Source organism: Acidovorax temperans, from assembly GCF_028596105.1.
GTDB classification, from domain to species: Bacteria; Pseudomonadota; Gammaproteobacteria; order Burkholderiales; family Burkholderiaceae_C; genus Acidovorax; species Acidovorax temperans.
On sequence record NZ_CP117193.1, the window covers coordinates 1,609,817 to 1,630,325 of the forward strand.

20 protein-coding genes and 3 tRNA genes are annotated in these 20,509 nt (G+C 58.4%); 11 read left to right on the forward strand and 12 right to left on the reverse strand.

Annotation, left to right across the window (positions count from 1 at the left end; all coding sequences use genetic code 11):
- Positions 1-92: 92 nt before the first annotated feature.
- Together PQV96_RS07625 and plsY are read left to right on the forward strand one after the other, a co-directional pair.
- Positions 93-584 (forward strand): aminoacyl-tRNA deacylase, encoded by a 492-nt coding sequence (locus PQV96_RS07625; RefSeq protein ID WP_044395447.1) that lies wholly within the window; start codon positions 93-95, stop codon positions 582-584.
- 48 nt (positions 585-632) lie between these two features.
- Entirely contained in the window at positions 633-1,262 is a 630-nt protein-coding gene (gene plsY / locus PQV96_RS07630; protein ID WP_207375026.1) for a glycerol-3-phosphate 1-O-acyltransferase PlsY, read from the forward strand.
- A gap of 43 nt (positions 1,263-1,305) precedes the next feature.
- On the opposite strand, the gene PQV96_RS07635 is transcribed toward plsY, so the two are convergent.
- From PQV96_RS07635 to PQV96_RS07645, 3 genes are read right to left on the reverse strand one after another with little or no spacing between them, the layout of a single operon-like run.
- Positions 1,306-2,331 (reverse strand): HD-GYP domain-containing protein, encoded by a 1,026-nt coding sequence (locus PQV96_RS07635; protein ID WP_207375025.1) that lies wholly within the window; start codon positions 2,329-2,331, stop codon positions 1,306-1,308.
- A 6-nt stretch (positions 2,332-2,337) separates the two neighbouring features.
- Complete coding sequence (locus tag PQV96_RS07640; RefSeq protein WP_198847778.1) at positions 2,338-2,985, reverse strand: retropepsin-like aspartic protease family protein; 648 nt, start codon at positions 2,983-2,985, stop codon at positions 2,338-2,340.
- A 53-nt stretch (positions 2,986-3,038) separates the two neighbouring features.
- Complete coding sequence (locus PQV96_RS07645) at positions 3,039-3,524, reverse strand: YajQ family cyclic di-GMP-binding protein (protein ID WP_273624936.1); 486 nt, start codon at positions 3,522-3,524, stop codon at positions 3,039-3,041.
- Positions 3,525-3,593: 69 nt separating this feature from the next.
- Between PQV96_RS07645 and murB the strand changes: the two genes are divergently transcribed.
- Entirely contained in the window at positions 3,594-4,667 is a 1,074-nt protein-coding gene (gene murB, locus PQV96_RS07650; RefSeq protein WP_273624937.1) for a UDP-N-acetylmuramate dehydrogenase, read from the forward strand.
- Here murB and PQV96_RS07655 read toward each other — a convergent pair.
- From PQV96_RS07655 to PQV96_RS07685, 7 genes are all read right to left on the reverse strand, one after another.
- Positions 4,664-7,045, reverse strand: coding sequence for an ATP-binding protein (locus PQV96_RS07655; RefSeq protein WP_273624938.1), 2,382 nt, complete (start codon positions 7,043-7,045; stop codon positions 4,664-4,666). The two genes, murB and PQV96_RS07655, sit on opposite strands and share 4 nt — an antisense overlap.
- 7 nt (positions 7,046-7,052) lie before the next feature.
- Positions 7,053-7,565: a putative pterin-binding protein gene (locus PQV96_RS07660; protein WP_066695622.1), complete on the reverse strand. Its 513-nt coding sequence runs from the start codon at positions 7,563-7,565 to the stop codon at positions 7,053-7,055.
- A gap of 106 nt (positions 7,566-7,671) precedes the next feature.
- Positions 7,672-8,979 (reverse strand): IS4 family transposase, encoded by a 1,308-nt coding sequence (locus tag PQV96_RS07665; protein WP_273624939.1) that lies wholly within the window; start codon positions 8,977-8,979, stop codon positions 7,672-7,674.
- Positions 8,980-9,097: 118 nt separating this feature from the next.
- On the reverse strand, positions 9,098-10,435 hold the full coding sequence (gene argG / locus PQV96_RS07670; RefSeq protein WP_067513225.1) for an argininosuccinate synthase: 1,338 nt from the start codon (positions 10,433-10,435) through the stop codon (positions 9,098-9,100).
- Between the two features lie 27 nt (positions 10,436-10,462).
- Positions 10,463-10,780, reverse strand: a complete 318-nt coding sequence (gene ppnP / locus PQV96_RS07675; RefSeq protein ID WP_066692272.1) for a pyrimidine/purine nucleoside phosphorylase — start codon at positions 10,778-10,780, stop codon at positions 10,463-10,465.
- Positions 10,781-10,926: 146 nt separating this feature from the next.
- Entirely contained in the window at positions 10,927-11,583 is a 657-nt protein-coding gene (locus PQV96_RS07680; protein WP_207374606.1) for a glycine zipper 2TM domain-containing protein, read from the reverse strand.
- Between the two features lie 155 nt (positions 11,584-11,738).
- The gene (locus PQV96_RS07685; protein WP_273624940.1) at positions 11,739-12,113 is read right to left on the reverse strand and encodes an arsenate reductase; all 375 of its coding nucleotides are present in this window, start codon (positions 12,111-12,113) and stop codon (positions 11,739-11,741) included.
- 47 nt (positions 12,114-12,160) lie between these two features.
- On the opposite strand from PQV96_RS07685, the gene folC reads away from it, so the two are divergent.
- The 8 genes from folC (at position 12,161) to PQV96_RS07725 (ending at position 18,305) form a co-directional block, all read left to right on the forward strand.
- A complete protein-coding gene (gene folC, locus PQV96_RS07690; protein WP_207374604.1) occupies positions 12,161-13,486 on the forward strand; it encodes a bifunctional tetrahydrofolate synthase/dihydrofolate synthase in 1,326 nt (441 codons plus the stop codon).
- Positions 13,487-13,509: 23 nt separating this feature from the next.
- Positions 13,510-14,334 carry an SPOR domain-containing protein gene (locus tag PQV96_RS07695; protein ID WP_207374603.1) on the forward strand — a complete coding sequence of 275 codons (825 nt, stop codon included), beginning with the start codon at positions 13,510-13,512 and terminating at the stop codon, positions 14,332-14,334.
- A 24-nt stretch (positions 14,335-14,358) separates the two neighbouring features.
- Positions 14,359-14,853: a CvpA family protein gene (locus tag PQV96_RS07700; RefSeq protein WP_207374602.1), complete on the forward strand. Its 495-nt coding sequence runs from the start codon at positions 14,359-14,361 to the stop codon at positions 14,851-14,853.
- Between the two features lie 72 nt (positions 14,854-14,925).
- Positions 14,926-16,431, forward strand: a complete 1,506-nt coding sequence (gene purF / locus PQV96_RS07705; RefSeq protein WP_273624941.1) for an amidophosphoribosyltransferase — start codon at positions 14,926-14,928, stop codon at positions 16,429-16,431.
- Positions 16,432-16,527: 96 nt separating this feature from the next.
- Positions 16,528-17,940: a glutamate--tRNA ligase gene (gene gltX, locus PQV96_RS07710; protein ID WP_273624942.1), complete on the forward strand. Its 1,413-nt coding sequence runs from the start codon at positions 16,528-16,530 to the stop codon at positions 17,938-17,940.
- 62 nt (positions 17,941-18,002) lie between these two features.
- Positions 18,003-18,078: transfer RNA gene (locus tag PQV96_RS07715), tRNA-Ala, on the forward strand.
- 24 nt (positions 18,079-18,102) lie between these two features.
- Positions 18,103-18,178, forward strand: a tRNA-Glu gene (locus tag PQV96_RS07720).
- 50 nt (positions 18,179-18,228) lie between these two features.
- Positions 18,229-18,305, forward strand: a tRNA-Asp gene (locus PQV96_RS07725).
- A 135-nt stretch (positions 18,306-18,440) separates the two neighbouring features.
- Here PQV96_RS07725 and PQV96_RS07730 read toward each other — a convergent pair.
- Together PQV96_RS07730 and PQV96_RS07735 are read right to left on the reverse strand one after the other, a co-directional pair.
- Complete coding sequence (locus tag PQV96_RS07730; protein WP_207374601.1) at positions 18,441-19,199, reverse strand: 3-hydroxyacyl-CoA dehydrogenase; 759 nt, start codon at positions 19,197-19,199, stop codon at positions 18,441-18,443.
- Positions 19,200-19,329: 130 nt separating this feature from the next.
- Positions 19,330-20,382: an extracellular solute-binding protein gene (locus tag PQV96_RS07735; protein WP_066692036.1), complete on the reverse strand. Its 1,053-nt coding sequence runs from the start codon at positions 20,380-20,382 to the stop codon at positions 19,330-19,332.
- Positions 20,383-20,509: the final 127 nt, after the last annotated feature.

Genomic DNA, 20,509 nt, shown 5'->3' on the forward strand with positions numbered 1-20,509 from the left:
AGCCAAGAAGATTCATGCGGTGGCCGAAGGTAAATGCGCCTCGCGATTCAGGCCGGGGATGGTTACCATCGAGAGTCACCCTGTTTTGCACCATGGCCAAGAGAGAACACGTTTCCGAAACCCCCGCCACTCAGCTGCTCAAGGCCCACAAGGTGGCCTACACCGAGCATCCTTATGAGTACCTGGAGCATGGCGGCGCCCAGCACAGCGCTGCGGTGCTGGGGCTCGACCCGTTCATGGTGGTCAAAACACTGATCATGCAGGACCAGGATGCCAAGCCGCTGGTGGTGCTGATGCACGGCAACCGCAAGGTGTCCACCAAAAACCTGGCCCGCCAGATCGGTGCCAAGTCGGTGGAGCCTTGTGCCCCCGAGGTGGCGAACCGCCACAGCGGCTATCTGGTGGGGGGCACGTCTCCGTTCGGCACCCGACGTGACATGCCGGTTTACATCGAAGAGAGCATTCTGGGCTTGCCGCGCATCGCCATCAACGGCGGGCGCCGAGGCTTTCTGGTGCAGATCGACCCGCGCGTGTGCGTCGAGCTGCTGGGTGCACGGCCCGTGCAGTGCGCACTGGCAGAATAGCCGCCGCATGCGGGCGTGCCCGTTCCCGAATCTATCCAAGGAGTTGTTTTGACCGCCGTGTATCCCCTTTTAGCCGCCGTGGCTGCCTACTTGCTGGGCTCGCTGTCGTTCGCTGTCATCGTCACCCGGGTGATGGGGCTCAGTGACCCACGTACTTACGGCAGCAAGAACCCGGGGGCAACCAATGTGCTGCGCTCGGGCAGCAAGGTCGCTGCTGTGGTGACTCTGCTGCTGGACGCCGTGAAGGGCTGGCTGCCTGTGGCGCTGGTGCACTGGTTTGGCAAGCCCTATGGTCTGGAAGAGGGAACCATCGCTCTGGTGGGTTTGGCCGCATTCCTGGGACATTTGTGGCCCGTGTTTTTCCGCTTTCAGGGCGGCAAGGGTGTTGCGACGGCCCTGGGAGTTCTGGTGGGTATCAATGCATGGCTGGGTTTGGCTACCGCCGTGACCTGGCTGCTAATCGCCGTGTTCTTTCGCTATTCCTCGCTGGCGTCACTGGTGGCTGCGGTGTTTGCACCGGTGTTCTATCTGCTGGTGGATGGGGCTGTCTGGTATGCAGAGCAAAGCATTGCCGCAGCCATTGCCGTGATGGCCATGTTGCTGGTCTGGCGCCACCGCGAGAACATCAAGCGCTTGCTGGAAGGCAAGGAGTCCAAGCTGGGCAAGTCAAAGAAGTAGCCGGAAGGTCCGAGCACGCGGGCGTCAGTGCGGCTGGCGCGCCTCAGTGCAGCCCTAGCGTGGCGGGGGTGGTGACCAGGTTGTGCATACCTACGTTGTGCTGGGCGGCATACAACCCGAGCCGCACCATGGTGCGGTGGTTGAGCTCCACAGTCACCGCCGAGCGGGCCAGCGCCGACTGTATGCGTGGTTTGCCCTGGGCTGTAGGGTGCAGCAGGGGCTTGGCCTGGTGGTTGCCAGCCCGGTCCAGCAGGCTGGCCACCAGGGGGTGATTGGCCTTTTCGCTACGGCGCAAAACAATCGCCGTGTCACCGTTGTCGAGCTTCACGAAAGTGCCTGGTGGGCACAAGCCGATGGCCCGCACCAGTGCGTAGCTCACTTCGTCGTTCTGCTCCACCTCCTGACCCACAATCGCACGCACTGAATCGGTGGCGCTGCGCCCGGCTCGGGACTTGCGGGGGCTGATCATCGCGGCATACCGGTCTATGGTTCCGAGAATGCGTGTCAGTCGATCGGGGGGTGTCTGCGATTCCAGCGGTATCCGGTCTGAAATATGTGCATGGTGCTGTCCCACCACGTCCAGCCACAAAGGGTCTGTGATGAACAGCCGCGCCAGCAGCGCCTGGCTTTGCAGGGGGTGATTTTGAATGGCTTCCTGCTGCTGCGGTGTGGGCTTTTCCCGCTGCTGCGCTAGCTGGTCTTGCAACGCGGTCATGCCGATGTTCATGGTCAGCGCTGCGCACACCAGGCTGTCTCGCTCTGCGGCTGGAAGCTTCAGCTCCTGGGCGAGGATGTGGCACAGCGTTGCACACACCAGAGCGTGTGAGGCGCTGTAGCTGGCTGTTGACGTGGCCGCCAGCTGAAACATCAGGTACAGCGCCGCGTCGTTGTCGTGGGCGACCAGATCCTGCAACCACACATCCAGCTGGCGAAGCTTTCCCGGGAAGTCGTGGATCAGCAAGGGTTTGGAGAGCAGCAGCGACAGCGCCGTTTCCAGGTCAGACCACAGGCTGAGCAAGTCTTCGTACTCGCCTTCGTGCTGCTTTGCCGCGGGCAGAGGGATGGCCATGTGGGGTCAGTTGCGCTTTTCCAGCACCAGCTGGTCATTGGTGCGGGTCATTTGGAAGGCGCCCAGCAAGCTATTGCCAAGCAGGACGTAAGGCATGCTTTGCGGTGTGACCACTGCCTCCACCCCGTACACCTCTACGTCACCGATCCTGACCGAATCCAGCCGAATCAGCCAGCCCTGGGCTACGCCATTGGCGGTGTTCATCTGCACCGGTTGGCCTTTGGTGTACTGCAGTCCCATGCGGTCGGCATCGGGCTTGCCAATGGCGACGGTGGAAGCCCCGGTGTCCACCATGTATTGCATGCGCGTGCCGTTGATCATGCCGGTGTTGATGAAATGGCCACGCGCGTCTGCCATCAATACAACCCGTCGGCCTCCAGTCCGGCTGCCCACGCTCACTGGGGCCTCGCCCAGCCGCAAGGAGCGCCGAGCGCCGTCTACCTCGACCAGGGCCTGCTCTTTCTCGACAGAGATCACTCGCACGCCCTGGTGGGTTTCGCCCACGGCAATACCACGCGGCGCACTGCCATTGACCACCAACAGTGCCTTGCTTCCAAGAATGCCTGCCAGTGCCACGGCCGTCTGTGCCTGAGCCGCCCCGGTGCCCAGTGCGGTCAGCAGCAGCGCTATGGCGTACGGGCGGGCGTGGTACAGCACGTTTCAATCTCCAGACAGTGGGGTTCAGCCAGCACGCCCAGAACGGCGAATCAATCGCGGAAGTTGTCGAAAGACAGCGGAACATCCGCCACGTCTTTGCGAATCAAGGCCATGGCGGCTTGCAAGTCGTCGCGTTTGGCTCCGGTCACGCGCACTTTGTCCTCTTGAATGGCGCCTTGAACCTTGAGTTTGCTCTCTTTGAGCAGTTTCTGAATCTTTTTGGCCAATTCGCTCTCGATGCCGTTGCGCACCTTGATGACCTGCTTGACCTTGTCGCCACCCATCTTCTGGACGTCGCCCTTGTCGAGGAAGCGCACGTCCACGTTGCGCTTGGTGAGTTTGTTGCGCAGTACGTCTTCAATTTGTGTGAGTTGGAACTCGGCATCACCGATCAGGGTGATTTCCTTGTCCTTGATCTCAATGCTTGCAGCGGTGCCTTTGAAGTCAAAGCGTGTGGAGATTTCCTTGACGGTGTTTTCCACGGCGTTTTTTTCTTCTACGAGGTTGGCTTCACAAACGGTGTCAAAGGATGGCATAACGGGCTCTCACGGGCTAAGCAATACGGGAAGATCGCCAGGGCAGGGCCCAATGCGACAATCGTGGCAATGGTAGTCGAGAAAAACGTCCCTTTACAGCCTTGGAACACCTTCGGTATCGCAGCCCGTGCGTTGAATCTGGTTCGCATTCGCGAGGTGGCAGATCTGTTGCAAGCGCGTAGCGATCTCGCGCTGAGTCAAGCTCCATTCTTTGTGTTGGGAGGCGGTAGCAACATTGTGCTGACGGGGGATGTCAAACCCACCGTGCTCAAGATGGAGATCAAGGGTTTTCGTCTGGTCGAGGAAACCGCCAAAGCCTGGATCGTCGAGGCTGGGGCTGGAGAGGCTTGGCACGACTGCGTGGCTTGGACGCTGCGCCAGGGTTACCCAGGTCTGGAAAACATGGCGCTGATTCCCGGAACGGTGGGCGCATCGCCAGTGCAAAACATCGGCGCCTATGGCGTGGAGCTGCAAGACCGATTCGAGTCGCTGGATGCAGTAGATATGGCCACCGGCCAGGTGTTCACCCTCACTGCGGAGCAATGCGCTTTTGGATACCGTGACTCAGTCTTCAAGCATGGCGCGCCTGTCACGCCCATTGAGCGGGAAGGCGTGCAGCCCTTGGGCTTGGCGGGCCGAGCGGTCATCACGCATGTGCGCTTTCGTTTGCCTCGGCCGTGGAAGCCCGAGTTGGGATATCTGGACCTGGAACGTCGGCGTGCCGAGGCTGGTATCGAGTCCCCCACGGCACAACAAATTTTCGATTGGGTGTGTGAAATCCGCCGTGCGAAGCTGCCTGACCCTGCGGTGCTGGGAAACGCCGGGAGTTTCTTCAAGAACCCCACGGTGACCCCCGAGCAATGCTCTGACATCATTGCCCGAGAGCCGCGAATTGTTCACTACCCCATGCCCGATGGCTCGGTCAAACTGGCGGCTGGGTGGCTGATCGATGCCTGCGGCTGGCGTGGCAAGACCATAGGCAAGGCAGGTGTCTATGAAAAACAGGCGCTGGTGCTCGTCAACCGAGGTACAGCTCAAGACAGCGTGACGGGGGGCGAAGTCATGACGCTGGCGAAGGCCATCCAGACCAGCGTGTACGAGCGTTTCGGCATTCGTTTGGAGCCCGAGCCCGTCGTGGTCTAGCCTGCGGTTGTGCTGGTATCTTGGGGCTGCTTGCTGTGCCTTGCCTGCACTGCCTCCACGTCGGTCAGTCCCATTCGCAAGCACAGTGCATGGGTCATCTCCCATGCATCGAGCAGTTGTTCATGTGTGCTGCCTTCCGGTGGGTATTCCCCTTTTTCCAGGTGAAACGCCAGCGCCGCCAACTTTGAAAACCCAAGGTTTGATGAAGCGCCCTTGAACCCGTGGGCTGCTGCTTGCAATGTCTCCTGAGGGCCTTCTGCCATGGCTTGTAGCAAGGCATCCAGACTACCGGATTCGTCGCTGAAGTAGCCCTGCAGCAGTGAGCGGTAGCCTTGCACCGTCACTCCCACGCAAACTTCACCCACCATCGCCATGTCAATGTGCGAAGTGACATCCCCGGATTTGAAGCGCCTGCGCGCAGTGCGTTTGGCTTGTGGCGGGGCGGTTGCCTGCTGCTGCGATGTCAGAGGCGTCGTGCTGTTCGTTGTTTCTTTGACGGTGGGCGCTGAAGAAGCTGGGGCGGCGCTGTCTGTTGCTGGTGCGGCAAACATCTCTGCCAGCAGCGATTGAATGGTGTCTACGCTCACCGGCTTAGCGATGAACGTCGTCATGCCTGCTTCAGTGGCTTTCTCACGGGTTTGTGCAAAGACATCGGCGGTCAATGCCACGATGGGCAAGGCCTTGTATTGAGGCCATTGACGCAGTGTTCGGGTCGCCTCAAACCCATCCATGACGGGCATGTGCAAATCCATGAACACCAACTGAGGTGGTTTTTTCTGAACCTCAGCAACGGCTTGTTCGCCGTTTTCTGCGAATCGGGGCACATGCCCCATGCTGGATAGCAGTGCACCCATGTATTTGCGATTGACCATTTGATCATCCGCCACCAGGATATCCAGCCCAGCCAGCTCAGCCGAGGACGCCGCCGGAGTGCGGGGCTGGCCGAGTGAAACGGGCAGTTTCGGAAGCGCTGCCAATGCCAGAGGTAACGTCACCGTGAAGGTGCTGCCTTGGCCCAAAACGCTGTGCGCCTCGATGTCTCCACCCATTCTTCGCGCGAGGTTGCGCGATATTTCCAACCCGAGCCCTGTACCCCCAAAGCGCCGGGATGTACTTGCATCCCCCTGGGCAAAACGTTCAAAAAGCTTTGTCAGGGTTGCGTGATCCATACCAATTCCCTCATCCACCACGTCCAGGCGCAGAGGGTAGGTGTTAGCTTGGTCTGGAGCGGCCTTTTCATCCCTTCCTACCTTGACGGCGACGGTGCCTGCATCGCTGAACTTGATCGCGTTGGTGACCAGATTCAAAAATATCTGCCGGAGCCGCGTTCCATCTGCTTCCACCCACGAGGGCAGGTCGTTCGTTAATTCCATGGCGAACCCCAAGCCTTTTTGCTGGGCGAGCGGTCGCATGAGCTTCTCAATTCCTTCCAGCAGGGGTGGCAATTGAACCGGAACGGGATGAATGCTCATCTTTCCCGCCTCCATCGCCGATACGTCCAAAATATCGTTGAGAAGCGACAGCAGGTGATCTGCCGAATGGCGGGCCGTGTAAACGTATTCTCTCTGGCTGGAGTCCAGGCGAGTTCTCTCCAGCAAAGTGAGCATGCCCAGAACTCCGTTGAAGGGCGTGCGCAACTCATGACTCATGTTTGCCAAAAACTGGCTCTTGCCCCTGTTCGCCTCCTCTGCTGCTGCATTGGCTGCCTGCAGGCTTTCGGTTAGTCGTTGCAGAGCCTGGCGTTCTTTTTCCTGCCGGTATTGGCGCCATGCCAATGCTGCCGCAGCCAGCAGCAGGATGACCAATTGCGCCACGATCAACACCATGATGTGACCGCTTTGCGTCAACATGGTTGACTCCTGCTCCTCCAGCAAGGTAGACACATGGCGATTGGCGGCCATGGTTAACTCCTGCACGTCAGGGCCGAGTCCGTTGAACTCTTCGACCAGTTGCTGAAATTCTTTTTGGCTGGGTGCCTTGTCACTGCCCAGCAACTGATCTATCCGAGTCACCAGCGCTTCGAGCCGCGGCATGGTCTCCATGTACGCGCGTTGCTCATGGAGGGCCGTGGTGCTGGGCGTGTCATGCATCACCTGAAAACGGCTAGCGAAGATATCGCTGCGCAAGCGAAGCTCGTTCAAGGGCTTAGGCACTTCGCTTTGTGCATGAAGTTCCAGGGCCTGCCTAAGACGTAAAAACTCCCGTTCTAGCTGGAATGCGAGCGCAGTGATGGAGTCACTTCGCAGATCACTGCTTTTGCGAATTGATCGCTGTTGCGTTACCTGCAGCGCCAAAAGCACCGCCATGGCCGCCGCCATGAATGTGGTGCCTAGCGCCAGCCATAAGAGGTAGCGCCGGTTGTTGCGACGGGCAGGCATGAAACTTTTATTCGACTTTGATGGACTTGAGCTGCCAGGCGGAGCGGCCATAGTATTTCGACGCCTTCAGTTCAGGCTTGGAATCGAAAGGATAGATGATGAAAAGCGGGCCCTTGGTGCGCACTGAAATCGCCATATCGTCGATCTTGTGAGCCACGATGACGTCGAACAGGTTCGCATCTTCGGCAGGAATGGTCGTTTTATAGTCATTCAGTGCCAATGCTGTCAGTGTTTTTCCGCTGGACTTCACTGCCGCCAGAACGTCACGCAGCAGCGGGCCGGTGAATTTGGTGGGCTTTTTGTCCCAGGGGGTTTTCGTGACAAAAGTTTGTTGGGGAAGCTTTTGCAGCATCTCCAAGTCAAAAACCGCGACGTTGTCCCGGTTGGTTTCACCAATTTTTCCCGATATCGTCAGGATGACTTCGCCTGCAGGGGGTTGCAAGGCCCATGCGGGGGCGGTGACCAAGGTAAGGGCTGTGATCCGGGCGATCCAGCGGGATAGAAAAGAGATGATGTGCATAGATGACCTCTCATGAGAGGAAAAGTGATGGTGAATTTTATGTTAAAAATGATTTAAATGATTGTTTTGGTTAAAAAAAGCCGCCCCTAAGGACAATGCCAGTCAGTTAAGAGCTGACTGGCATTTTTTTCGTTGGGAATTTGGAAGCGCGTTTTTTGACGACCCTTGGGAAGCTGCGCCCAGTGCGGCGTGGCGGCAGCACGAAGTGTCGCGATTGCGCCAACAGGGCTGCCAACTGCTTGGGCAAGGTGCCCGCAGAGTCTAGGCTGGGGACCGCCAGCAAGTTCACGATGGCGTAGCTGGCCGTATGGAAGCTGATGCGCTGGGGCTCGACCTGGACGTGCGCTGCCATCTCGCGCATCCAGCGGCGCAGCAGCGTGTAGGCGATCAGCACGCCCCACAGCTCCTGGCGCACCAGCGCGGGCTGCTTGCTGCGCAGCACCGGCTCACCCTCCTGCAGGGTCTGCTTGATCTCCCGGAACCCCAACTCGATCTCCCAACGCTGGCGGTAGAGCTCGGCCAGCTCCTGCGCCGGATGCGTGCGGGGACACAGCAAGGATGTGATGAAGCGGCGCAGCCGTCCACCCACGCTCACCTCGATCAGGCGTGCCTGCCAGTGGCTGGGCAGATGCGGGTGTGCCTTGCGCGCTTGTGGGGACACCGGCATGCGGATCAGCGCATCGCCGCGCGCCAGTTGCTGGACGATCTCATGGCGCAGATTGTCCCGCGCGCGCATCAACCAGTGGCGCTGCGTACCCGCAGCCTGCCAGTCCAACAGGAACGCGGCCGAGAAGTACGCTCGGTCAAACAGGGTCACGGAGTGATCCTCGCCGCGCAACTGCGCTGCCAGGCTCAATTCGCCGCAGTCCATGGCGCCGAGCTTGGCATCAAGCATCTCGTGGCTGTGTGTGTCCATCAGGCAAGTGGCGCGGATCTGCGGCCAGGGCGAGAGGCCATGCTGGTTGCTGCAGCTGCCCAGTTCGACTCGATTCTCAGGGGTGTCCGGGGCCGACCAGACCACACCATCCACAGCCAGTACGCGCAGTGGCTGGCGCACATTCACCGCAGGACGGCTCCAGGCTTGGGTCAGTAGAGCGAACAGCTCGGCCAGAGGCTCCTCGCCCAGGCGCTGGCGGGCTTGCACGCTGACGCTCGGTGCGGGCAACGCTTGTCCATCCAGACTCAAATCCAGCTGCTGCACCACCTGCCACAGTGGCCGATCTCGAAACAGCGCCAAACCGATCACAAGCCACACGGCATGCTCGGCAGGCAGCTTGCGCCGGCGGATGGAGGCCTTGCCGCTGGTCCCCAGCGCCTGCGCGATCCAGGCAGGGTCTATCAACGCGCTGAGCTGCTCGAGGCGATCAGGTACTCGGGGCAGGGTCTGGCGCAAGGCGTTTGCAAGCAGGCTCATCAAGCAAAAAAGGGAACGTGTTGAACACGTCCCCTTTTTACTGGATCAAGCCGCCTGCGGGCTTAACTGACTGGCATTGCCCCTAAGGACGGCTTTAGGCAGCAATAAGGCCTAGCTCTTAATCTTTGCTGGCGGTCAGGGTGAGCAAATCGTTTTGCGATCCTGGCAGCAGCAAGCCGGCACGTGAGTAAACCCCGAGCTTGCCGCGGGTGTCGGAAATGTCCAGGTTACGCATCGTCAGTTGACCGATGCGGTCCAACGGAGAAAACGGAGCATCTTCCACCTTCTCCATCGACAGGCGTTCTGGCGCGTAGGTCAGGTTGGGGCTCTCGGTGTTGAGCAGGGAGTAATCGTTACCTCTGCGCAGTTCGAGCGTGACCGTACCCGTGATTGCTCGTGCAACCCAGCGCTGGGCTGTTTCGCGCAGCATGATGGCTTGGGGGTCGAACCAGCGGCCTTGGTAGAGCAGGCGCCCCAGTTTCAGGCCGTTCATGCGGTACTGCTCGATCGTGTCCTCGTTGTGGATGCCTGTGACCAGGCGTTCGTAGGCGATGTGTAACAAGGCCAAGCCTGGAGCTTCGTAAATTCCACGGCTCTTGGCTTCAATGATGCGGTTCTCGATCTGATCGCTCATGCCCAGTCCATGGCGGCCGCCGATGCGGTTGGCTTCCAGGATCAGTTCTACGGGATCAGAGAACTCGACGCCGTTCAGTGCCACGGGCTGGCCTTCTTCAAAACGCACGGAAACTTCCTCGCGCTTGACTTCAACCTCGTCCTTCCAGAAAGCGACACCCATGATGGGGTTCACAATGCGAATGCCGCTGTTGAGGAATTCCAGATCCTTGGCTTCATGCGTGGCCCCCAGCATGTTGCTGTCGGTGCTGTAGGCTTTTTCGGCGCTCATCTTGTAACCAAAGCCTGCCTTGGTCATGAATGCAGACATTTCAGCACGGCCGCCAAGTTCATCGATGAACAACTGATCCAACCAGGGCTTGTAAATACGCAGCGATGGGTTGGTCAAGAGGCCATAGCGGTAGAAACGCTCAATGTCGTTGCCCTTGAAGGTGGAGCCGTCGCCCCAGATGTTGACATCATCTTCCTTCATGGCCGCCACCAGCATGGTGCCTGTCACGGCACGGCCCAGTGGGGTCGTGTTGAAGTAGGTGAGTCCGCCGGTAGAGATATGGAAGGCGCCGGCTTGCAGAGCCGCAATGCCTTCATGGGCCAATTGCAAGCGGCAATCGATCAGGCGCGCCTGCTCGGCACCGTATTCCATGGCTTTGCGTGGAATGGCTTCGTAATCGGGCTCGTCGGGCTGCCCCAGGTTGGCTGTATAGGCGTAAGGTACCGCGCCTTTGAGCTTCATCCAGTGCAGGGCGGCACTGGTGTCCAGACCGCCAGAGAAAGCGATACCGACTTTTTGACCCACCGGAAGGTGTTGAAGAATGGTTGCCATGTGAGGAATCAGGTTCGATGAGAGGAGTTAGGCGAAGTGGCAAATGTAGTGATATGACTCGGTCACCCGAATGTCGAATTTCGAGTTGCCAGGAATGCTGAATTTTTCGCCGGGTGTGGATTTCACCCAGTTATCCGTGCCATCCAGCTTGTATTCGCACGAGCCCGCAACACATTCCATGATTTCTGGTGCGCCTGTATTGAAAGTCAGGGTCGAAGGCAAGATCACGCCCACGGACTTCTTCGTGCCATCTGCCAGCGTAATGCCGTGGCTCACGCATTTACCGTCAAAGTACACATTGGCTTGGGTGTTGACGGTCACACCGTCGAGAGTTTGGGTGGTCATGGTCGTGAGCAAGTGAGGACAACTTTCGATTTTAGGGCAGTCAACCCATGGAATGACGGTTGATGCGACGCTGAGGTGTGAAAGGTGTCTGCCGAATGAGAAAAGCCCCACAAAGGGGCTCTTCTATGTTGACGGCTATGGGCTACTCAACGCCAGTAGGGGTTGCCGTGGTGATGATATGGGCGGCGACCATCCGTGTAGTTGTATTCAATCACGGTCACTGGCGGGGTAATGTAGGCCGCAGGAGCCGGGTAGGTCGACGTGACCACGCCAGGTTGCGCGTAGGTGTTTCCTGATCCATAGGCGCCATAGTTGCCTGGCTGCGTTGAATAACTTTGGCCCACCTGTGGCTGGACGGTGACAGGAATCCATTGGCCTGGGTCGTACTGGGTGCGAGTGGTGTACTGGCGACCTGCGTATTCATACACCACGTTGTAGCCCACCGTACGATTTTCGAAATACGTTTCGGTCGTGCAGCGCTGCACGGTTTCGTACTGGGGGCGGCCGCTTCCTTCAATCTGGTTGCCTAGGACTGCTCCGCCAATCACGCCCAGCGCGGTAGCTGCAACTCTCCCATTTCCCTTGCCAATGGCGTTACCCGCTGCGCCACCTGCAATGGCTCCCATGACCGCTCCTGCGCCCGAATTACGCGAACCGCTGTAAACCGTCTCGTTGCCGCACACTTGCTGGGGAACGCCCACCTGCTGGACGATAGGGGTGGCGGAGAGTACGCGTCCTTGTTCCTGAGCCCATACGGCAGTGGAGCAAAGCGCTACTGCTGCGAGGATGACTGTCTTTTTCATGGGAAAACTCCTGTCTTGACGGCTTTACAACGCGCGACATCAGAAAGACGTTGAGCGTTTTGCCGCAGTTTTCAGAAAAGAAGTGTGAAGTTGGGTAAATCAAGCCCAAATCCGCACTTTTCGAAGCACCTCCTGTGGGGGCTGAGGGCTGTGCTCTATGCGTTGCAGTGCTGCGTCCAGGTCACGGGGGAAAAACCAACCGTCAACTTGGACGCTTCCCCATAACTCCACGCTACAACGGGTCGCTTGATCATGCTGGTGTGCTCTTGCATCAGTCGGAGCGCACTTTCGAAGTTGCTTGCGGTTTCTTGCTGAGTAGGAGTCAATGCGCGCCAGGTAGTTCCTTTTCGATTGAGTACCTGGTCCACACCCAGCGTTTCACACCAGACTCGCAATTGCTCCAGCGAGATGCCTTGCTTTTTGAAGTCGTGGAACACATAGTCCAAAGACCTCTCGGAAAGCCAGGCCCTGGCTTTTTTGACGGTGTCGCAATTGGGAATGCCGTACAGGGTAATTTGGGGTTGTTTCATGGGCGAAATAATGCCTGATCTGCTGCCTCGGCGACAATCGGAGGTCTATGCACACCACACCCCACACATTGGAAGGCTGGCTCCGTCATTGCGAGCAGATTCACCCGGTCGGCATCGATATGGGCTTGGAGCGTGTCCGAGAGGTTGCGCACCGAATGGCGTTGAAGTTCAACTGCCCAGTCGTTACTGTGGCTGGAACCAATGGAAAAGGGTCAACCTGCGCAATGCTGGAAGCGGTTGCGCTGCAGGCGGGGTATCGCACCGGCGTGTACACATCGCCCCATCTTGTGCACTTCCAAGAGCGTTGCAGGGTTCATGGCGAGATCGTCAGTCCCGCAGATCTTCTTTCGCACTTCGAGGCCGTGGAGAAAGCGCGAACTCAGGGGGGGGAGGAAGTCTCTCTGACCTATTTCGAATTCACGACCTTGGCAATCATGCGGTTGATGAGCCATTCGTTGCTCGATGTTGCCATTCTTGAAGTAGGCCTGGGGGGGCGGCTGGACGCCACCAATGTCATCGATGCGGATTGCGCCATCATCACCAGCATCGACATTGACCATGTGGAGTTTCTTGGGCCGGACCGTGAGTCTATTGGTCGTGAGAAGGCCGGAATCATGCGCACGGGGCGTCCTGCGATCGTGAGTGATCCGATGGCGCCACAAAGCGTTGTCGATCACGCCCGTGAAATTGGGGCAGACCTTTGGCGTGTGGGCCATGATTTCAATGTTGGTGGCGACAAGCAGCAATGGAACTGGGCTGGAAGAGGCCGTCGCTATGCTGGTTTGGCGTATCCGGCGCTACGCGGTGCCAATCAATTGGTTAACGCAGCGGGTGTTTTGGCGGCATTTGAAGCGTTGCGCGACAAATTGCCCGTAACCGCACAGGCCGTGCGAAACGGGATGGCCATGGTTGATTTGCCCGGGCGTTTCCAAATCGTGCCCGGCCAGCCAACCTTGGTGCTGGATGTTGCCCACAATCCGCACTCCGTGGCTGCGCTCACAGCCAATCTGGACGCCATGAGCTACTACCCGGTCACCCACGCAGTGTTTGGCGCGATGGCCGACAAAGACTTGGGGCCGATGCTTGGGAAGATTGGCCCCTTGGTGGATCGCTGGTACTTCACCAGTTTGCCTACGCCTAGGGCGTTGTCGGGGGCCGAGCTTCAGCAGAAATGGAATGCCCTGCACATGGTCGCGGGAGGTCGCAAGGATGTGAGTTCCAGCGTTTATCCGGATCCCTTGATCGCGCTGCAGGCCGCTGTAGAGGCGGCAGACCCGGCTGATAGAATCGTGGTCTTTGGCTCGTTTTACACGGTGGGCGGGGTTCTTGTGAATGGAATCCCTCGCCTGAATGCCAAACATCTGGGCGCTTAAGGTCCACACGAGTCGTACTCTCCATGGCATTTTTCAAGTTTCGGTGGCCCGGTCAGGGCGCTTCTGCCGAAAAACCGGCGAAACGCTCCCGCTCTCCGCAAGCGGAAAGCATCGAGGTCATGCGGCGCCGCGCACGGCATCGGCTGATGGGGGCTGCGGTGCTGGTTTTGTTGGGCGTTGTGGGGTTCCCCATGCTGTTCGATACCCAGCCGCGCCCCATCCCCGTGGACGTGCCTATCGAAATTCCTGATCGCAACAAGGCTGCACCACTGGTGGTGCCTGCAAATGCTGGCGATGCAGATGCGACCAAGTCCGTCGTTGCAAGTTCTGATCGTTCGGGGCAGCAGAGCCGCACCGGTACTGAGCGTTTGACTGCTAGTTCCACTTTGGCGGATGGCGAGGAGTTGGTGTCCTCCAGTTCCAGTGGTAGCAATCGAGTGGCGGTCAAGCCGAATCCTGGTTCGACTGCCGGGGCTGCTGCCAGTGCCGGCACCAAGGCGCCCGAGACAAAAAGCCCTTCAGCCAACTCGCCCAAGGCGGTAGCGCGGACTGAGGACGCAGCTACAAAACAGCACCCGGCGGATGTACGAAAGCCTGCAGTGCCCGAGCGCTCCGATGACGAGCGATTCATTGTTCAAGTTGGAGCTTTCGCCGATGCAGACAAGGCCAAAGAGGTGCGTGTCAAGCTTGAACGGGCAGGACTGAAAACCTATACCCAGGTGGTGGATTCCAAGGATGGAAAAAGGACACGGGTGCGCGTAGGCCCCTACAGCAGCCGAGCTGAAGCTGACAAGGCGGCCGCACGCATCAAGGGGCTGGATTTGTCGGCATCCATTTTGACGCTTTGATTCAAGCGCTGCCTTGAGTGATTGATGCACGCACTTGACGGGATCTTCTTGGTGGTCTTAGGCGCCTCCTTGCTGATCGGCGCATGGCGCGGGTTGATCTTTGAGTTGTTTTCTCTTGCCGGGTGGGTTGCTGCATTTTTTGCCGCCCAGTGGTTTGCCGCTGACGTCGGTCAGCGCCTGCCCGTTGCAGGAGGCGAAGGGGCGCTCAGTTATGCCGCAGGATTTGTGGTGGTATTTGTGATCGCAGTTTTTGTTTTTGGCTTGGTGGCTTGGCTTGCCAAGAAAATGATCGAAGCAATCGGCCTGCGCCCTGCGGACCGCAGCATGGGTGCGCTGTTTGGGCTGGTCCGCGGTGGCGTATTGTTGTTGGTGGTTGCTGTGATCGTGGGACTCACGCCGTTGCGCGATGAAGCGTGGTGGAAAGAGTCCCAGGGTGCTTATGTGTTGACCCAGGTGCTGGAGTCGTTGAGGCCCGCACTGCCGCAAGAATTCGGAAGTCTTCTTCCTTCATGGGAATAAGCGGCTGCCCTTTGCGGTCGCTTGTGAAATTGGCTTAGTGCAGAAGTTACTGCAATTGGATGGGAACAAACTATGTGTGGAATCGTTGGTGTTGTCAGTGCTGCGCCAGTCAATCAGCTGATTTATGACGCGTTGCTGTTGTTGCAGCATCGTGGCCAGGATGCCGCAGGTATCGTTACCCAGCAGGGCCGCAAGTTTTTCATGCACAAGGCCAAAGGGATGGTGCGTGATGTGTTTCGCACCCGCAATATGCGGGCGCTGCCGGGCAATGTAGGGCTGGGCCAGGTGCGTTACCCCACAGCGGGCAATGCGTACAGCGAAGAAGAAGCGCAGCCTTTTTACGTCAACGCCCCATTTGGTATCGTGATGGTGCACAACGGAAACCTGACCAACGCGCATTCTTTGCGTGCGGAGTTGTTCCAAACAGATCACCGGCACACCAACACTGAAAGCGATTCGGAGGTTTTGCTCAACGTTTTCGCGCACGAGTTGGAGCGTGCGACGCGTGGTGTACCGCTGCAGCCTGATGATGTCTTCACGGCGGTGCGTGCCGTGCACCGGCGAATCAAGGGTTCCTATGCCGTGATCGCATTGATTGTCGGCCACGGTTTGCTGGCATTTCGTGATCCGCACGGGATTCGTCCGTTGGCGATGGGCCGCAGCCAAGACGGCACCGTGATGGTGGGCAGTGAGTCCGTCGCGCTGGAGGGAACGTCCCATGCATTCGAACGCGATATTCAGCCCGGAGAAGCGGTGTTCATCACGCTGGACGGAACTGTGCACTCCCGCCAATGCGCGGAGGCGCCTCAACTCAACCCATGCATTTTCGAGTTTGTGTATCTGGCACGTCCCGACTCTGTGCTGGACGGTATTTCGGTCTATCAAGCACGCTTGAACTTGGGTGAGGCCCTTGCCAAACGCGTGGTGTCTACGGTGCCACCCAACGAAATCGACGTGATCATTCCGATCCCCGAATCCAGCCGTCCCAGCGCCACTCAGTTGGCGCATCTGTTGGGTATTCCTTACCGCGAAGGTTTCGTGAAAAACCGCTACGTGGGCCGCACGTTCATCATGCCAGGGCAGGGCGTGCGCAAAAAGTCGGTTCGTCAGAAGCTCAATGTGATTGCCAGCGAATTCAAGGGCCGAAATGTGTTGCTGGTGGATGACTCCATCGTTCGAGGCACCACTTCCCGCGAAATCGTGCAGATGGCTCGTGATGCAGGTGCTCGCAAGGTGTATCTTGCCAGTGCAGCGCCGCCCGTGCGCTATCCGAACGTCTACGGTATCGACATGCCCACCAGCAAGGAGTTGGTAGCCCATGGCCGTACCGTTGAAGAAGTGCGCGAAGCGATTGGATGTGACGCACTGATTTACCAAGACGTGGAAGCCATGAAGCGGGCTGTCGGCTCCCTCAACAGTGCGATCTCCGGGTTTGATGCTTCCCCCTTTGACGGTGTTTACGTGACAGGGGACATTACCGCAGAAGGTATTGCTCAACTGAATGAAGGCCGTGTGGGAACCGAGGAGAACGAAGAAGATACGTCTCGCCTTGCGCTTCCAAACGCCCAGGAGGCCTGACTGCTGACTGACCGATCAGGCGCCACTTCGCTTTGATCCCGCAAAACCAATGAACCAGCAGCGCCGTGAAGTGCGGCGTTGTGCATCCCACTTGCTATGACCGACAACACCTCTGCACGCGTTCGCACGCGCTTTGCCCCTTCACCTACCGGCTTCATCCATCTCGGAAACATTCGCTCTGCACTGTATCCCTGGGCATTTGCGCGGGCTACGGGCGGTGATTTCATCTTGCGCATCGAAGACACGGATGTGGAGCGTTCCAGCCAAGCTGCGGTGGATGTGATCCTGGAAGGCATGCAGTGGTTGGGGATGCAGCCAGACGAGGGGCCGTTCTATCAAATGCAGCGCATGGATCGTTACAAGGCCGTGCTGGCGCAGATGCAGGAAAAGGGGCAGGTGTACCCTTGCTACATGAGCGTTGCAGAACTCGACGCCCTGCGGGAGCGTCAGATGGCTGCCAAGGAAAAGCCCCGTTATGACGGCACCTGGCGACCAGAAGAGGGCAAAACCTTGCCACCCGTGCCTGAAGGTGTTCAGCCAGTCCTGCGTTTCCGCAACCCCAAAGACGGCGTGGTGGCATGGGATGACAAGGTCAAGGGCCGCATTGAAATCCGCAACGATGAACTCGATGATCTGGTGATTGCCCGCCCGGATGGGACACCCACGTACAACTTCTGCGTGGTCGTGGACGATATCGACATGGCCATCACCCATGTCATCCGTGGGGACGATCACGTCAACAACACGCCTCGGCAGATCAACATCTTCCGTGCGCTGGGCGTGGAGCCTCCTGTATACGCACACTTGCCGACAGTTCTGAACGAACAGGGCGAGAAGATGAGCAAGCGCAACGGCGCCAAGCCTGTGACGCAGTATCGCGACGAAGGCTATTTGCCTGAGGCCATGATCAATTACTTGGCCCGTTTAGGCTGGAGCCATGGTGATGACGAGATCTTCAGCCGCGAGCAGTTCTTGCAGTGGTTCAACCTGGACCACCTTGGCCGTAGCGCTGCGCAGTTTGACGAAGCCAAACTGCGGTGGGTGAATGCGCAGCACATCAAGTTGATGGCGGATGACGCCTTGGCTGCTTTGGTGGCAGAGCAACTGGTGCAGCGCGGTGTGCAGCGTGCAGCCCTGGAGGACGGCCGACTCACGCGCATTTGCGGTTTATTCAAAGATCGATGCGACACCACGGTGGCCTTGGCGGATTGGGCGTATGTCTTCTACGGTGACGTGCAGCCCCAGGCTGCCGAACTGGCCCAGCATGTGACGCCCGCCGTGGCTCCGGCGCTTGACGCGCTGGGCGACGCTTTGGCTTCTTGTGCCTGGGACAAGGCTTCCATCAGTGCTGCTTTCAAAACCGTCTTGGCTGCGCACGGTCTCAAGATGCCTCAGTTGGCCATGCCTGTGCGCGTGTTGACGGTGGGCACTGCCCATACGCCATCAGTGGATGCGGTGCTGGAACTGGTAGGACGCGAAAAAGTTCTCTCGCGTTTGCAGAACCGCTAAAAATCTGTATATAATTCAAGGCTGTGATGACGACGACGTGAAATATAGTTGGCGTTAAAACTGGGGGTATAGCTCAGCTGGGAGAGCGCTTGCATGGCATGCAAGAGGTCATCGGTTCGATCCCGTTTACCTCCACCACAGGTTAGTAAGTTCCAAGGTTTTGACCCTATCGTCTAGAGGCCTAGGACATCACCCTTTCACGGTGAGTACCGGGGTTCGAATCCCCGTAGGGTCGCCAAGTTGTAGCGCTTGGCTTGTGTCTGAGATGCAAGCGAAAGCTATCTACCAGGAGTGGTAGTTCAGTTGGTTAGAATACCGGCCTGTCACGCCGGGGGTCGCGGGTTCGAGTCCCGTCCACTCCGCCAAAAAGCAAAACGCCGCAATGAATTTCATTGCGGCGTCTTTGTTTTTGCGTTTCCTGTTTAGGAATGAAGAATCCCGGTATTTTTGGCTTGTAGCGCTTATGGGGTAAGCGCTACAAGCTATTAAATTTATAGCAATTAACGTGGTGCCAGGCGAATCGCACCGTCCAGTCGAATGACTTCGCCGTTGAGCATATCGTTCTCAAAAATGTGCACGGCCAGCTTGGCGTAGTCTTCGGGCGTGCCCAGGCGGCTCGGGAAGGGAACGCCGGCGGCCAGTGCGTCTTGCACTTCCTGGGGCATGCCAAACAGCATGGGAGTGCCGAAGATGCCTGGGGCAATGGTCATGTTGCGGATGCCGTTGCGGGCCAGGTCACGAGCGATGGGCAGGGTCATGCCCACGATCCCGCCCTTGGATGCGGAATATGCAGCTTGCCCAATTTGGCCATCGTAAGCAGCCACGCTGGCGGTAGAAATCATGGCACCGCGTTCGCCTGTGACTTCCGGGGTGTTTTTGGCCATGGCTTCGGCAGCCAAGCGGATCATGTTGAAGCTGCCCACCAGGTTCACTGTGATGGTTTTGCTGAACAAGGCCAGGGAATGCGCGCCGTTCTTGCCCACGGTTTTCTCAGCGGGCGCAATGCCTGCGCAGTTGACCAGGCCCATCAGTTTGCCCAGCGATACTGCTTTGTCGATCACTGCCTGTGCATCGGCTTCATTGCTGACATCGCAGCGCACAAAAGCTCCACCGATTTCCTTGGCGACGGCTTCGCCTTTTTCGACCTGCATGTCCGCGATGACGACAGTGCCGCCCCGCAACGCCAGCATGCGTGCAGTGCCTTCGCCCAGCCCCGAGGCGCCGCCGGTGACGATGAGTACTTTGCCCTTGATTTCCATAAAGTGTCTCCTTATTGGATTACGTTGACGTAAACGTCAATTATCAACCACCTCCGCGAATATGCTGCGCGAGCGCGCACAAAAAAGCCCGGCATGTGCCGGGCTCGGGGGGGGGTGGGCTGTGACTGAGTTACTGGAAGCCGACGCGGTCCAGCATCTGCTGCACCTTGGTCACATTCGCTCCCACGGCACTGATGGGAATGGTTTCACTCTTGAAGGGGGCATTGCCCGTCATGGCCTTGAGTGCGGGGTTGTCCAGCGTCACGCTCTTGACTGCAGGCCACTCGTTGTTGCCGTTGGCGAAATAGTTTTGTGCTTCGGGGCTTGCCAGGTATTCCAGGAATTTGACGGCATTTTCCTTGTTTTTGGCGTGTTTGGCGACTGCACCCCCCGCAATGTTCAGGTGCGTGCCCCACGATGCCTGGTTGGGGAACACCACGCCGACCTTGTTCACCACCGCAACGTCTTCCGGTTTGTTGGAGCGCATCATGCGGGCGAGGTAGTAGCTATTGGTCACCCCAATATCGCATTCACCGGAGGCCACGGCCTTGATCTGGTCGGTGTCACCGCCCTTGGGAGGGCGGGCCAGATTAGCCACTACTCCCTTGAGCCAAGCTTCCGCTTTTTGCTCCCCCAAATGCTCGGTCACTGCGCCAAACAGGCTCAGGTTGTAGGGGTGCGAACCCGAGCGAATGCAGAGCTTGCCCTTGTTCTTGGGGTCTCCCAGCTCCTCATACGTGTCCACGTCGGCTTTTTGGACCTTGACCTTGTTGTAGACAATGACGCGGGCGCGGGTGGACAGACCAAACCACGAAATGCCGCCATCGGCTGCGGGGGCACTGCGCAGGTTGGCGGGAATGGCGTCGTTCAGTACCTTGGACTGGATGGGCTGGAACAGACCGTCCACTTCACCCTTGTAGAGCCGGGCCGCATCCACCAGCAAGATGACGTCTGCCGGAGATGCAGAGCCTTCAGCCTTCAGTCGAGCGAGGATGCCTGCATCGTCGGCGTCCACGCGGTTGATCTTGATACCCGTGGCCTTGGTGAACCCCGTGTAGAGCGCCTCGTCGGTGGAGTAGTGGCGGGCGGAGTACAGATTCACGACTTGCTCTTGGGCCAATGTGGCGCCCGCAGTGGCGGCCAGTGCGCAGGCGGTCAGCAGGGCTTTCACGGTCTTCGACATGGAAATGCTTCTTTCGGGGTTGCGATGTCCTAATGATAAAACAAACGCGAATTATTCTTAATAAAAACCCGTATAGCAGAGGTATTTCCGCACAAAGCACCTACCGGGAGAGGTGCAGTCCCCGCAG

What these genes read in the sequence shown, in the direction of transcription:
- PQV96_RS07680 (WP_207374606.1), bottom strand. Translation starts at nt 11,583, where the DNA reads ATGAAAAAGACAGTCATCCTCGCAGCAGTAGCGCTTTGCTCCACTGCC.
- PQV96_RS07730 (WP_207374601.1), bottom strand. Translation starts at nt 19,199, where the DNA reads ATGGAAATCAAGGGCAAAGTACTCATCGTCACCGGCGGCGCCTCGGGG.
- murB (WP_273624937.1), top strand. Translation starts at nt 3,594, where the DNA reads ATGGTAGTCGAGAAAAACGTCCCTTTACAGCCTTGGAACACCTTCGGT.
- PQV96_RS07660 (WP_066695622.1), bottom strand. Translation starts at nt 7,565, where the DNA reads ATGCACATCATCTCTTTTCTATCCCGCTGGATCGCCCGGATCACAGCC.
- purF (WP_273624941.1), top strand. Translation starts at nt 14,926, where the DNA reads ATGTGTGGAATCGTTGGTGTTGTCAGTGCTGCGCCAGTCAATCAGCTG.
- folC (WP_207374604.1), top strand. Translation starts at nt 12,161, where the DNA reads ATGCACACCACACCCCACACATTGGAAGGCTGGCTCCGTCATTGCGAG.
- PQV96_RS07655 (WP_273624938.1), bottom strand. Translation starts at nt 7,045, where the DNA reads ATGCCTGCCCGTCGCAACAACCGGCGCTACCTCTTATGGCTGGCGCTA.
- ppnP (WP_066692272.1), bottom strand. Translation starts at nt 10,780, where the DNA reads ATGACCACCCAAACTCTCGACGGTGTGACCGTCAACACCCAAGCCAAT.
- PQV96_RS07700 (WP_207374602.1), top strand. Translation starts at nt 14,359, where the DNA reads ATGCACGCACTTGACGGGATCTTCTTGGTGGTCTTAGGCGCCTCCTTG.
- PQV96_RS07625 (WP_044395447.1), top strand. Translation starts at nt 93, where the DNA reads ATGGCCAAGAGAGAACACGTTTCCGAAACCCCCGCCACTCAGCTGCTC.
- gltX (WP_273624942.1), top strand. Translation starts at nt 16,528, where the DNA reads ATGACCGACAACACCTCTGCACGCGTTCGCACGCGCTTTGCCCCTTCA.
- PQV96_RS07695 (WP_207374603.1), top strand. Translation starts at nt 13,510, where the DNA reads ATGGCATTTTTCAAGTTTCGGTGGCCCGGTCAGGGCGCTTCTGCCGAA.
- PQV96_RS07635 (WP_207375025.1), bottom strand. Translation starts at nt 2,331, where the DNA reads ATGGCCATCCCTCTGCCCGCGGCAAAGCAGCACGAAGGCGAGTACGAA.
- PQV96_RS07685 (WP_273624940.1), bottom strand. Translation starts at nt 12,113, where the DNA reads ATGAAACAACCCCAAATTACCCTGTACGGCATTCCCAATTGCGACACC.
- PQV96_RS07735 (WP_066692036.1), bottom strand. Translation starts at nt 20,382, where the DNA reads ATGTCGAAGACCGTGAAAGCCCTGCTGACCGCCTGCGCACTGGCCGCC.
- PQV96_RS07645 (WP_273624936.1), bottom strand. Translation starts at nt 3,524, where the DNA reads ATGCCATCCTTTGACACCGTTTGTGAAGCCAACCTCGTAGAAGAAAAA.
- PQV96_RS07665 (WP_273624939.1), bottom strand. Translation starts at nt 8,979, where the DNA reads ATGAGCCTGCTTGCAAACGCCTTGCGCCAGACCCTGCCCCGAGTACCT.
- argG (WP_067513225.1), bottom strand. Translation starts at nt 10,435, where the DNA reads ATGGCAACCATTCTTCAACACCTTCCGGTGGGTCAAAAAGTCGGTATC.